Source organism: uncultured Campylobacter sp. (assembly GCF_938015785.1).
GTDB lineage: Bacteria > Campylobacterota > Campylobacteria > Campylobacterales > Campylobacteraceae > Campylobacter_B.
The window spans coordinates 31,247-44,186 of sequence record NZ_CALLWC010000034.1; the positions used below are offsets into that span (position 1 = coordinate 31,247).

Below are 12,940 nucleotides of genomic sequence, written 5' to 3' on the forward strand. Positions count from 1 at the left end.
AAAATTTCAAAGCAGGAGGCAATGCGCGATTGGGTATTGCTCTGCACAGATATTGAAGGGCACGATCAAAGCGGCGAATTTAAAGAGAGAGCCTACTTTTTTATTAGAAAATTTAGCCCAAATTTAGGGCTAAATTTCATACGTTTTCTAACTTTTCTCGATTAATTTTTTCTCGATAAGTTTTAAAATTTCATCAGCGCTTACACTCTGCCGCTTTAGGCCTGCGCGAGTGATGAACTCGACGCTTCCCTCCGCTAGGGCTTTTCCCGCGAGCACCGCGTATGGAAAGCCCATCAGCTCGAAGTCGTTCATCTTCACGCCGAAACGTTCCGCGCGATCATCAAGTAGCACGCGGATGCCGCGCTCGCGGCACTGCTCGTATAATTTTTCGGCAAATTCTACCGCCGCCGCGTCTTTGTGATTTGAGATGATGATCTCAAGCTCGAAAGGCGCCAGCTCACGCGGCCACACGCAGCCTCGCTCGTCGTGGCTGCTTTCGATCGCCACGGCGATTAGGCGGCTTGCGCCGATGCCGTAGCAGCCCATGTAAAACGCACGAGCCTTGCCGTTTGCATCCAAAAATCGCGCCCCCATCGGCTCTGAATAGCGCGTGCCGAGCTGAAAGATATGGCCCACCTCGATGCCTTTTGTGATGCTAAGCTCGCCGCCGCAGCACGGACATGCGTCGCCTGCGCCCACGGCCGCGAGATCCGCAAAGCGCGATTCGTTAAAATTTATCACGCTAGCGCCCACGTAGTGGTAATCGGGCTCGTTCGCGCCCGCGATCATCTCGCGCGCTCCTTTTAGCTCGGCATCGATATAAAATTTAGCTCCCTCGCCGAGCCCGAAAGGTCCGCAAAAGCCCGCCGTAAAGCCAGCTCGCGCGATCTCTTCCTCGCTGGCATCGACTAGCTCCAGCGCACCGCAGGCGTTTTGCGCCTTGGTCTCTTGCAGCTCGTCGCAGCCGCGGATAAAAAACGCTACGATCTCGCTGCGATCCTCGTATAGCGCTTTTTTGATCACCGCTTTGATAGTGTAGAATTTATCTACTTTGAAAAATTCCGCGACCGCGTCAATTGTTTTCATCACGGGGGTTTTAAATTTCATCATGCCGTCGGTTTCGGGCGCGGCGGCGTTCGTGGTTTTGGGCGCACGGCGCGCAGCCTCGATATTTGCGGCATACTCGCAGCGCTTGCACACGACGATATCGTCCTCGCCGTTATCCGCTAGCACCATAAACTCCTTGCTGCCGCTGCCGCCGATCGCGCCGCTATCCGCATCGACCGCGCGGAAATTTAACCCTAGTCGCATAAAGATCCGCGAGTACGCCTGCCTCATCACCTCAAACTCGCGCTTCATATCTGCAGCGTCTGCGTGGAAGCTATAAGCGTCCTTCATCGTAAACTCGCGTCCGCGCAGAAGCCCAAAGCGAGGGCGCGCCTCGTCGCGGAATTTCGTATTGATCTGATAGATATTTAGCGGCAGCTGCTTGTAGCTCGTGATCTTATCCGCGATCATCAAAACCGCCGCTTCCTCGTTAGTTGGGCTTAGCACGAAGTCGTTATCCTTGCGATCTTTGAAGCGCAATAGCTCCTTGCCGTATTTGGCGTAGCGACCGCTTTTTTTCCACGCATCCGCAGACGTCACGACGCTAAAAGAGACCTCCTGCGCGCCCGCAGCGTTCATCTCCTGCCTGATGACGGCGCAGATCCGCTCCAGCACTATCTTTCCTAGCGGCAAAAAATTATAAAGCCCGCTGCCCAGCTGCTCGATAAATCCCGCGCGGATCAAAAGCGCGTGGCTAGGTAGTACCGCGTCTCTGGGGGCCTCTTTTAGGCTCGGAGCGAAAAGCTTGCTAAATTTCATTCTGTCTGTCCTTTTTCTCATTTTCTTGATTTAAAAATTTTTCGTAGTTTTCTTGCAGTTCAAAAATTTCGACCAGCGCATTTACCGTGCCGTCAGCATCGTCCGCTTCGCCAAGGTTTTTTAAATTTACCGTCGGAGCGTGCAGAAACGCTTTAAAAACCTGATGGATCAGCTTGCGCGCCTCCTCCGCATCGCTGTGCTTTAGATAGCCTTTTTTAAGTGCTTTGGCTAGCTCTAGCTCGGCTACTTGTTTCGCGCTTTGGCGCAAAGCCTTGATGATCGGCGTGGATGCCGCCGCCCTCAGCCATTTGAAAAACTCATTCGTGCATTTTGCTACGATCGAGTAAGCGATCTGCGCCTGCTCCTCGCGAAGCAGCAAATTTTTCTTTACGATCTCCTCCAGATCATCGACGCTATAAACCTCGACGTCCTCGCTTTGGCTAAGCTCTACGTCGCGCGGCACGGCTATATCGAAAAAATATCGCTTAAAGCTTTTGGGCTCAAGCAAGCTATCGGTAATGATCGGCTCTTGCGAGCCCGTAGCGCTGAAAAATAGGCTATTTACGTTTAGATATTTTTTCAGATTATCCAGCGCGTCGGTCTTGATGCGAGCCGCGCAGGTATTTGCGCTGCCTCTTAAATTTGCGCCACCCACGCTATCGTAGCTCGCAGGACCGCTCGCCGTAGAAATTTTATTCGTAGCCGCGTAGCTGCCCGCGCCGCCGTTTGAGCCAGCTTCCGCACAGCTAAAACTCGCGCCGGCGTCTAAATTTATGTCGCAGTTCGTGCTTGCGTTATTTAGATTAATATCCGCGCGATTTAGATCCGCACTATTTTCCGAATTTGCGCCAGCCTTCGCGCCGATCAAAGAATTCGCCAGCCTCTGCGCGCCGACTAAATTTCGATTTAAGATCGTGATATTCGCGCCGCTTGCGAGCAGGTGTTTGCACGCTAGCTCGCTCATCTCTCCCGCGCCCACTACCACGGCGTCCGCGCCCTGCAAGGAGCCCAGTCTATCCTTTGCCATCGCCACGGCGACGCTTGAGACCGAGATCGGATTTTTTGAAATTTCGGTTTGGTTGCGGATGCGCGCCGCGCACTTTAGCGCTTCATCTATCGCTCTTGCGATCTGCGCGCCGGCGCGAGCGTTTTGCATCGCGAATTTATAGGCGTCTTTGAGCTGGCCTACGATCTGCGTTTCGCCCACTACGAGGCTATCAAGAGATGCTGCGACGGCGAAAAGGTGGTGTATCGCGCCGTAATCTTCGTAAATATCGGCACGCTCGGCTAGCTCGTCGTAGCTCACGCCGCTAATGCGCGAAAGTGCCAAAAGCACGAACTTTTGCGCTTCATCAAAGTCGCTTACGACGGTAAAAATTTCTACTCGGTTGCAGGTGCTTAGCACCAAACACTCCTCTATCGCGGAGTTTGAAGCCAAAAGGCGCAAAATTTCTTTCTTGCGCACGTCGTTTGAAAACGACAGTTTCTCGCGCACCGTGATGTCCGTGTTTTTGTGGGTGAAGCTCACGCTCATATACGCCATCAAAACTCCCTATCTATCATATCTCGCACGATTTGCTCCAGCTTGTCGTTTTTAAATTCCGCCACGGCTTCAAGCGCCTTTTGCCCGTAGGCGCGAGCTTCGTTTATACAGCGCTCGATGATGCCGTGCTCGCTAAGCTTCGCCTTGATCCATGAAATTTCGCTCTGGCAGAGCTGCTTTTTAAAAAACGATTTTAGCTTTTGCCGCTGCGCATCATCTAAATTTTCGTATAAATAGATGTAGGGCAGAGTGGTTTTGCCCTCCGCAAAATCGCTCAGGCTCGGCTTACCCAGCGCTTCTGAGCTCTGCGTGACGTCTAAAATATCGTCGATGATCTGAAAGGCAAGCCCAAGGTTTTTGCCGTATTCGCCGAATTTTACGCTCGCGCTTGAAATTTCATCATGATCTTTCGCGGCTTTCGGATTCCTGTCCTCGTTTTTTGCGCCGTTAATATCTGAAATTTCGCCACGATTTTCTGCGCCGCCGAATTTTAAAAACGCCCCGCAGCGCGCGACTTCTTCGATCAAAGCGGAGGTTTTTAGATAGATCATCTGCAGATATTTGCTCGCATCGTCGTTGAAATCGTCGCTTAAGCTCACGTCCATCAGCTCGCCCACGGCTAGTTTCGTGACAGCGCCCGAAAGCGCGGCGGCGATGCGACTTTCAAATTTGCTAAGCTCGAAGTATGCCTTGGAATAGAGTATATCGCCCAGCATCACGGCGTTTTTGGAGCCGTAGGTGGCGTTGATCGAGGGTTTGCCGCGGCGCACAGAGCTTTCGTCGATGACGTCGTCGTGCAGCAGGCTCGCAGCTTGAATGAGCTCGATGATAGCGCACAGACGCAGTGATTTTTCGTCCTTTTGTGCGATGTTTAGCAGCAGCTTAGAGCGCAGTTTTTTACCTGGGCTTAGCCTATCAAACATCTTGCTAGCGGGCTCATATCCGCAGTCTGCGATGAAGCTTTTCATAATTAAATCGATTTGATCTTGCATTATTCGTTATTGCTTAGGATATTTCCGCTCATTTGCAAAAATTTGTCGTTTAGCTCGTCTTGTAGATCCTGCTGCGCGATGAAGCTTTCGATCTCGCGCTCGCTAATGCCGCGCGCTTCGCAGAGCTGCTCACAGGCGATTAGGCGGATTAGAGCTTCTTCGATTTCGTTTTGCACCAAAGTAGGGCTTGCAGCGGATAAAATTTCAAAAAATTTCTCTCTTGGGCTGCCTTCAAAAATATCCATTTACCTTCCTTAAAATTTCGCGATTATAGCAAATGTAAAATTTAATTTAGGTTAGGGCGCGGCAAACTATAGGGGCTTTTAAACAGGAGCGATTACGCATATTTTGCGCTTGCGTGTGATAAATTTTAAGCTTAAGCGCGGGATTTTGGGCTTTGAATCTATAAATTTTAAAATTTTACTTGTTTGCGAGATAGGCAGAGCGAGCGGAATTTAAAAATTTAATCTTGGTCGCGTGGCGGATTAAACGCGAAGCTTTGTAGATAGGCGGAATTTTAAATTTACAGATAAGCAGCTTTATTTTTTTGCGGAAATTTTAAAATTCTTTGGCGCGAGTGAAATTTTAGGTTTCGCTTGATCGGATAGAATTCCGCTTTGTTTAAGAGGTAAAATTCTTGAATTTCGCGTAGGCGGAGAGGATTTTGGCTTTGCTTGTGCGGTAAAATCTTGATTTCTGAGCGGCGGGTAAATTCTATTATCACAAAATTTACTCGCGTGCATAACACAGATCAGGCTTTTTAAAATTTTAAAATTCCGCCGCTTTACGAGAATTTGAAATTTCATAGACACAGTAGAATGCTAAAATCGCGTTTGGCATTAAATTTTTAAACTATATTTTGAGGCAAATTTTAAATTAAGCCGCGAGAGGGCGTCTTTAAATTTTTAAAATTCCGCCCCCTTTTACAGATAGAATTTCATTTTTCGCGCAGATGAAATCGCGCACCACAAGAGCTACTTTTAAAATTTCAAATTTACTCTCGTAAATGAAATTTCTATTTTTGTGCTAGCAGAATTTTTCGCGCAAGGATCATTTTTAAATTTTAATTTCGCTTGCGTTGCACGCGAAGATAGAATTCGCTCCGTTTTAAGAGCCTAAGCGTGATTTTACCCTGCTACAATACTACTTTAATTAGCTATGCCTCAAAAGCCAGGCTACTTTAAATTCCGCCGATGATTTCGCGCGCTTGCGTGATGCTTAGGGCATTGCGACTTAGTTCGCTAGGCTCGCCAAATCCCCAGCATACCTGCAAATACTCAAGTTTTGCGCCTCTTAGATCTGCCAAATTTGCCCGAAAGCATCGTACTGCCGCAGCTTGTACGCCTTCCGTCGCTTCTGCTTTTGCGGAAATTCTGGCGCCTTTAAAGCTTAGTGTTGCCGCCCCGTCAGCATCTGTGTCGTTAGGGCGGAATTTTTCATCCGCGTTAAGATTTTCGCCGCAAGAGTTTAAGCCCTCGCTAGTGCTGAAATTCTCTCTACTCGTGTCACGGCTAGCATTTAAGCTCTCACCGTCATTGCCGCCTTGAAATTCTAAATTTTGTAAAAATTCCGCGCCACGGAGTGCGGCTAGCTCATCCTTTTTGCTATCGCCCAAAAAAATCGCGTTTTTGTGCGGCGAGCATGCAATTACGTGTAGCAGCATCGCAGGGTTGGGTTTTGATGGCATCTGCTCGTTCGCACCTACGACCAGATCAAATAGCCTGCGCACCCCCGTTTTTTCTAAGATCGCGCTTAGGGTATAGGAAGGCGCATTGGAGGCGACTGCGAGAAAAAATCCTGCTTTTTTGCACGAGTGCAAAAGATCTTCGATACCTTCGTAAAGCACGGCAAAATCGCGGTAATTGCTTACGAATTCCTTCTCGAAAAACGCAAGCTCCTCGGCGCTCGCTTCGGTTTTGCCGTAAAATTCTAAAAAGGCGTTCTTGCTCGGATCATTGATGGTGCGGACGATGAAATTCTTTTGCAGTGGCGCTAGGCCGTAGAGCTCGCGGCGAGTGTTATTGACGCTGATTTCGATCGCGCTCGAGGAGTCAAGCAGCGTGCCATCCATATCAAAAATCACGGTTTTCATCTAATAATCCTTTAAAAAATCGATTTTATGCTTGTCTTTTTTGTAACTCTTATTGTTTTTGAGCTTTTGCAGAGCGTTTGCTTCATGCTGTAGCGCCGATCTAAACGCGGCATCGCTGATCTGTCCTGCCTCGCTAGCATCAAGGACGTTTTTAGCAAAGCTCTCAAGCGCCTTGGTGTAGGGACTATCGAGATTTGTAGCGGCCGCTTTAGATAAAATTTCATAGTTTTTAGCTATTCGCTTCGCAAAAAGCTCTGCGTCGAAATCCTCGCGCTTTAGCAGCGCTACGGCGGATTTTACGAAGCGTTCTAGTGCGCGGATATATTTAACGCGCTCATCTTTTTCTTTGATTTGCATGATCTTTCCTTAATTGAAGCGCGCATTATAGCAAAATTCGAAATTTTGGCAAAATTACGCATATTATAAAACTATATTTTAATAACATTTTTTCTATAAATCCCGTTATTATAGGCATTCTAAAATCATATAAAAATACTTGACTTTATTTTAAAATTTCGCTATTATTCGCCAAATTTTTTACAAAGGACAAAAATGCAAAAAGAAACCCTCGCAACTCATTTTGGTTACGACTCCGTCGCAGGCTACGGCACGATGGCAGTTCCCATTTATCAAAGCACCGCGTTTAACTTCGGTTCTAGCAAAAAAGCTGCCGATCGCTTCGCGCTGCGTGATCTAGGGCCGATTTATGGGCGTTTGACAAATCCTACTACTGATGTTTTTGAGGCGCGACTTGCGGCGCTGGAAAACGGCAAAGCTGCAATCGCGGTCTCTAGCGGGCAGGCGGCAATATTTTTTGCGGTGGCAAATTTAGCCGCAGCGGGCGAAAATATCATCATCGCCGAGAAAATTTACGGCGGCGCGACCACGCTTTTGGCGCATACGATCAAGCGTTTCGGCATCGAAGCTAGGGTTTTTGACTCCGAAACGGCAGATAATTTGGAAGGTTTAATCGATGATAAAACTAGAGCGATCTTTTTCGAGACGCTTTCAAATCCTCAAATTTCAGTTGCAAATACCGCTAAAATCGCTACAATCGCAAATAAGCACGGCGTAGTAACGATTGCGGATAACACGATCCCAAGCCCTGCGCTTTACAATCCGCTTGATGACGGCGCCGATGTCGTAATCCACAGCGCTAGCAAATATATAAGCGGACAGGGGCTTAGTATCGCTGGTGCAATCGTTTCGGGCAAGGAGTTAAATTCCAAACTCAAAGGCAATCCGCGTTACGCACATTTCAACGAGCCCGATGAGAGCTACCACGGCTTAGTTTATGCAGATTTAGTAGATAATTTCGACATTTATACGCTTAGGATTCGCTTGTCCCTGCTTCGCGATATTGGTGCGACGCTATCGCCGTTTAACGCGTTTCAGCTCATCCAGGGGCTTGAAACACTGCCGCTTCGCATGCAAAAACACTCGCAAAACGCGCTAAAGATAGCAGAATTTTTGCAAAATCATCCGAAGGTAAAGCAGGTCAATTATCCGGGGCTTGCAAGCTCGCCATTTAATGCCGCGATTAAAGCGAAATTTAAAAACGGCTATGCAAGCAGTCTGATGAGCTTCATCGTAGATAGCGAAGAAACAGCGCTAAAGGCGGTTAGCAAGGTTAAAATTTTCTCCGTCGTAGCAAATATCGGCGATACGAAGTCGATCATCACTCATCCTGCGAGCACGACGCATTCGCAGCTAAACGAGGAGCAACTAAACCGCGCTGGCGTGCCTGCGAGTCTAATCCGCCTAAGCGTGGGTATAGAGGGCGCGAACGATTTGATTTCCGATCTTAGCGAGGCACTGAAATAATGGCACTTTTAAGCACAAAGGGCGTTTATGGGCTGGCTGCGATTTTGCAGATCGCCAAAGCTAGCGAAGTAGCGCCTATAAGTATAAAAGAGATCGCCGAGCGCACGGGAGTTTCTAAGAATTATTTGGAGCAAATTCTAAATACCCTTAGAAACGAGAAGCTAGTGTGTAGCATCAAAGGTAAAAACGGCGGCTATCACCTAGCTAGAGATGCTAGCGAGATTACTTTCGGTGAAATTTTTACCGCTCTTGAAAAGGATCTGCGGATGACTAGCATTCAGATGAGCGATCCCGGACTGCGGGCGTTTTTTGAGAAATTTGACGTCAAGCTGGCAGAGATATTTAACGAGCCTCTAAGCAGCTATGAGGAGATGATGGCGCGAAGCGTCCAGTATTTAAATTTCAGCATTTAAAGGAAAAATATGAAAATAGCAAACGATGTTACGGAGCTCATCGGCAATACTCCGTTAGTTAGAATCAATACGTTTGGCAAAAATGCCCTCATCTTAGCCAAGGCGGAATTTTTAAATCCGAGCCACTCGGTCAAGGATCGCATCGCGTGGCAGATCGTAAAAGACGCGCTAAGCTTGGGCAAAATCGATAAAAATAGCGTTTTGATAGAGCCTACCAGCGGAAACACGGGCGTGGGGCTTGCGATGATCGCGGCAAAGCTCGGTATGAAGCTCATCCTAACGATGCCAAGCTCGATGAGTATCGAGCGCCAAAAGCTCATCGCCGCATTCGGCGCCAAAATCGAGCTAACCGATCCAAAATTTGGAATGAAAGGCGCCGTGGATAGGGCAAATGAGCTGGCTGCGAACACTCCAAATAGCTTTATCCCGAGTCAGTTTGATAATCCAAGCAATCCAAAGGCGCATTTTCAAAGTACTGGACCTGAAATTTGGGAGCAAAGCGACGGCAAGGTAGATATTTTAGTCGCGGGATTTGGCACCGGTGGCACGCTCAGCGGTACGGCGAAATTTTTAAAATCTAAAAATCCAAATCTCAAAGCCTACGGCGTGGAGCCTGCTAGCTCGCCGCTTCTTACGTGCGGCAGTGCGGGTGGGCATAAAATTCAGGGCATCGGCGCAAATTTTATCCCTGATAATCTTGATAGAAGCGTTATCGACGGCTTTTTGAGCGTTGAGAACGACGATGCATTCGCCGCAGCTAGACAGCTGGCACAAAAAGAGGGCCTGCTTGTGGGCATTTCAAGCGGTGCGAACGTTTATACTGCCGCGCAGATCGCCGACAAGCCCGAAAACAAGGGCAAAGTGATCGTTACGATCCTCTGCGATACCGGCGAGAGGTATCTTTCTACCGAGCTTTTCAAATAGACAGCAGTTTTGCGCCAGTGCAGCGTTAACGCGGTAATTTTACGTATTTTACGCGGGCGCGCAGCTTTGCGAGATTAAATTTTACGCTGGCGCCGGAATTGGCACGATGAGTTTTGCGCGATCGCGCGGGTTATTGCAACGATTGAGCGACCATATTTTACATTTTCGCGTTACGTAGGCGATAGATTTACGCGATAGTTTCTGCGCGGGCGAGGCGATAGTTGCGATGGTTGTGCGATGATTTTATGAGAGCGCAACGATTTTTTAGCTTTGCTGATTTTGCGTTTATTGATTTGCTAATTTAGCGGCTCGCTGCGAGATAAAATTTAGCCCCAAAATAGGGTTAAATTTTAAAATTTTGCCTCGCTCACAGACAATAATTTTTGGGCGCGCTATGTATGGCGGCGCGGGCGCACAATACGCGAGGTATTAAATTTTTAAAACCGTTAAGTTCGCCAAATCTGCGCGATCTATTCTCGCCGCAAATTTTATATCGCCGTCCGCACGCGCGGCATAAAATTTTAAAATTCTACTGAAATTTTAAAACTCGCTTTCGCAGCGCAAATTTTAAGCCCGCGCCGTGCATAAATACCAAACTCCGCTGTAAATAAAATTTCAAAATTCCGCCTTTTAAATTTAGCCAAATTTCAAAATTTAATCATAAAAACGCTATCATCGGGGCAAAATTTTTAAGGTTGTAAAATGAGTTTGAGCTTGAAATTTCGCCCCAAGAGCTTAGAGCAGATCGTGGGGCAGGGCAAGATCGTGGCGGTTTTTAAAAAATTCGTCGCCGCAGGCAGCATCCCGCACAGTATATTTTTCGGCGCCGCAGGCAGCGGTAAAACGACGATGGCGCGCGTGATCGCAAGCGAGCTGAACTACGATTTTTACGAGCTTGACGCCACGAGCCTGAAGGTCGAGGATATCCGCAAAATTCTATCCTCGCACGCCGGCTCACTCATCAAGCCGCTCATTTTCATCGACGAGATCCACCGCCTTAGCAAGACGCAGCAGGAGGTGCTGCTAATCCCGATGGAGAACTACGCCGCGATCATCATCGGCGCGACGACGGAAAATCCGCAGTTCGTGCTAAGCAGCGGCATCCGCTCGCGCTCGATGATCTTTGAGTTCGAGCCGCTTAGCTACGAGGATTTGGAGGCGCTTTTTGCGCGGGTGCAGGGCGAGATCGGCTTTGAGATGGACGAGGAGGCGCGAAAATACCTACTAAACTCCAGCAGCGGCGATGCAAGGAGTATGTTAAATCTGCTGGAATTTGCGCTTTTAGCGGACAGCGCCATTACGCTGGATACGCTTCGCACGCTGCGCGCAAATGCCGTGGCTGCAGGCGTTAGCAGCGACGATCTGCATTACGAGCTAGCAAGCGCAATGATAAAAAGCCTGCGCGGAAGCGACGCCGACGCCGCGCTGTATTATGTCGCGAGGCTCATAGATGCGGGCGAGAGCGCGGATTTTATCGCGCGCAGGATGGTGATCCTAGCTAGCGAGGACATCGGCAATGCCAATCCAAACGCCCTAAATATTGCTACTAGCACGCTAACTGCCGTCAGCAAGATCGGCTATCCCGAAGCTCGCATTATTTTGGGGCAATGCGCGATCTATCTGGCGCACAGCCCCAAATCAAACGCCGCGTATTTGGGCATCAACGCCGCTTTGAAGTTCGTCCGCTCCGCTGCTCCGCTGCCTACGCCGCGCTACCTCATCAACTCGGACAAGCAGATCGCAGACTACAAATACCCGCACGACTTCGGCGGCTGGGTCGAGCAAGCCTATATGAGCGAGGCGGCGAAATTTTACGAAAGCAAGGGGATCGGCTTTGAAAAGACGCTGGATGAGTGGCTGGCGCGATTGCGCAGGGAAAAGATCGATATCAAGGAACGAGAATGAACTTCAGCAGCGTCCTAAAACTAATGAAGCAGCGCTACGGCGCGGACGGCGAGTATCTGTGGGATGAATATCCCAATTTTGCGGTTTTTCGTCACGCAGGAGGGAAGCGCAAGTGGTTTGCGCTTTTGATGCGCGGGCTTGCAAACGAAAAGCTCGGTCGCGCACTTCCTGGCTCAAGCGATGTGATAAATTTAAAGATAAAGCCTGATTTGGCGGCAATTTTGCGTGACGAAAAAGGAATTTTTGCAGCCTATCATATGAATAAAAAGCACTGGATCAGCGTCTGCCTCGATGCGGTGCCGCGCGAACAGATCGTGGATCTAATCGAGCAAAGTAGGGAGCTTACGAGGTAGAATTTGCGCCTGGGCTTAGTTTAAATTTGCGTGCGAAAGAGGCTAAATTTGAACCGAGAGCGCAAATTTTATCAGCTCGCGGAGCTTAAATTTAAAAATATTCGCAAGGAGCGCGGATGAATGAGCAAAATTTGAAATATATCGCAAATTTAAAAGTGCAGGACGTGCCGTGGAGTAGGCTCACGACCGCTTACGGCAGGGCGAGCGAGTTTCCCAAAATTTTTGAGAAACTCGCGCGGGCAATCGAAGCTTGTGATGCGGCGCGCGGTTTGGGTGGCGAGCAAAATTTAAAAAGTGAGCCCGACGCAGGGCAAAATTTAAAAAATCATCATGGTTGCGGGCAAAATTCTACGGATGTGGCAAGATGTGGCGCGGCACAAAATTTCGTAAATTTAGCGCAAAAGAGCGAGTCTAAATTTAAAAAGGCGGATAGCGAGGCTGCGAAATTTAAAGCGGGCGGAGAGACGGAGCTTAAAACAGACGCGGCGAAGTGCGGCGAGGCAGAATTTAAGAGTGCCGATAGCGCGGCGATAAAATTTAAAGCGAGTGCGGCGAGTAAATTTAAAACGAGCGCGGCGGATAAGAGCTCGAATGCGAGCAAGCGGGAGAAATTTGACGCCAAGGACCTTCAGGACGCGCTTAGTAAGATTTTTAACGAGATAGAGCATCAAAGTACGCTTTGGCACGTAACCCCTTTTGCGCTGCTGTTTTTGGCGCGCATTTTTATGCAGGCGCGCGCCGTGGCGGGCAAAAACGCGAATAAAAATAATCAAAACGCCGCTGCGGAAGAAATCGGCGGAAATAATCAGAACGTGGCGGATAGAAATGCGGATAAAAGCTGGCAAAATGATGCGGCGAGTAGAAACGACGAAAACTGCGAAAACGAAGCGGCAGGCTTTATCGCGGCTCGGCTCGGCAGGTTTTTTGCGTTTTTATGATTGAGATTTGCGATGATGCCGATAAGATCTCGCACGCAGCGCCGCTGGCGAACTTTTCGGATATGCTTGCGGAAAAATATTTGTGGCCGC

Annotated in this window: 12 protein-coding genes; 6 read left to right on the top strand and 6 right to left on the bottom strand. The window is 48.7% G+C overall.

The annotated features are described in order from the left end of the window. Positions 1–147: 147 nt before the first annotated feature. The 6 genes from Q0393_RS04675 to Q0393_RS04700 all read right to left on the bottom strand — a co-directional run bounded on the left by Q0393_RS04675 (position 148) and on the right by Q0393_RS04700 (position 6,853). Positions 148–1,866, bottom strand: coding sequence for a proline--tRNA ligase (locus Q0393_RS04675; protein ID WP_298978272.1), 1,719 nt, complete (start codon positions 1,864–1,866; stop codon positions 148–150). Then, a complete protein-coding gene (hemA, locus tag Q0393_RS04680) occupies positions 1,856–3,409 on the bottom strand; it encodes a glutamyl-tRNA reductase (RefSeq protein ID WP_298978274.1) in 1,554 nt (517 codons plus the stop codon). Before hemA ends, Q0393_RS04675 begins: the two co-directional genes overlap by 11 nt. Continuing rightward, positions 3,409–4,401: a polyprenyl synthetase family protein gene (locus Q0393_RS04685; RefSeq protein ID WP_298978275.1), complete on the bottom strand. Its 993-nt coding sequence runs from the start codon at positions 4,399–4,401 to the stop codon at positions 3,409–3,411. The genes hemA and Q0393_RS04685 overlap by 1 nt, the downstream gene beginning before the upstream one ends. Further along, entirely contained in the window at positions 4,401–4,646 is a 246-nt protein-coding gene (locus Q0393_RS04690) for a DUF2018 family protein (RefSeq protein WP_297962334.1), read from the bottom strand. The genes Q0393_RS04685 and Q0393_RS04690 overlap by 1 nt, the downstream gene beginning before the upstream one ends. Positions 4,647–5,581: 935 nt before the next feature. Further along, the gene (locus Q0393_RS04695) at positions 5,582–6,493 is read right to left on the bottom strand and encodes an HAD family hydrolase (protein ID WP_298978278.1); all 912 of its coding nucleotides are present in this window, start codon (positions 6,491–6,493) and stop codon (positions 5,582–5,584) included. Further along, on the bottom strand, positions 6,494–6,853 hold the full coding sequence (locus tag Q0393_RS04700; RefSeq protein WP_177387463.1) for a hypothetical protein: 360 nt from the start codon (positions 6,851–6,853) through the stop codon (positions 6,494–6,496). Positions 6,854–7,045: 192 nt separating this feature from the next. Here Q0393_RS04700 and Q0393_RS04705 point away from each other — a divergent pair, with 192 nt between their 5' ends. The 6 genes from Q0393_RS04705 (at position 7,046) to Q0393_RS04730 (ending at position 12,850) form a co-directional block, all read left to right on the top strand. Continuing rightward, complete coding sequence (locus Q0393_RS04705) at positions 7,046–8,317, top strand: aminotransferase class I/II-fold pyridoxal phosphate-dependent enzyme (protein WP_298978280.1); 1,272 nt, start codon at positions 7,046–7,048, stop codon at positions 8,315–8,317. Beyond that, positions 8,317–8,730: an Rrf2 family transcriptional regulator gene (locus Q0393_RS04710; protein ID WP_177387438.1), complete on the top strand. Its 414-nt coding sequence runs from the start codon at positions 8,317–8,319 to the stop codon at positions 8,728–8,730. Before Q0393_RS04705 ends, Q0393_RS04710 begins: the two co-directional genes overlap by 1 nt. A gap of 9 nt (positions 8,731–8,739) precedes the next feature. Then, a complete protein-coding gene (gene cysK / locus Q0393_RS04715) occupies positions 8,740–9,654 on the top strand; it encodes a cysteine synthase A (RefSeq protein WP_298978284.1) in 915 nt (304 codons plus the stop codon). Positions 9,655–10,356: 702 nt separating this feature from the next. Further along, on the top strand, positions 10,357–11,559 hold the full coding sequence (locus tag Q0393_RS04720; protein ID WP_298978286.1) for a replication-associated recombination protein A: 1,203 nt from the start codon (positions 10,357–10,359) through the stop codon (positions 11,557–11,559). Next, on the top strand, positions 11,556–11,912 hold the full coding sequence (locus tag Q0393_RS04725; RefSeq protein WP_298978288.1) for an MmcQ/YjbR family DNA-binding protein: 357 nt from the start codon (positions 11,556–11,558) through the stop codon (positions 11,910–11,912). The genes Q0393_RS04720 and Q0393_RS04725 overlap by 4 nt, the downstream gene beginning before the upstream one ends. A 116-nt stretch (positions 11,913–12,028) precedes the next feature. Beyond that, positions 12,029–12,850, top strand: coding sequence for a hypothetical protein (locus tag Q0393_RS04730; RefSeq protein WP_298978290.1), 822 nt, complete (start codon positions 12,029–12,031; stop codon positions 12,848–12,850). The last annotated feature ends 90 nt before the right edge of the window (positions 12,851–12,940 follow it).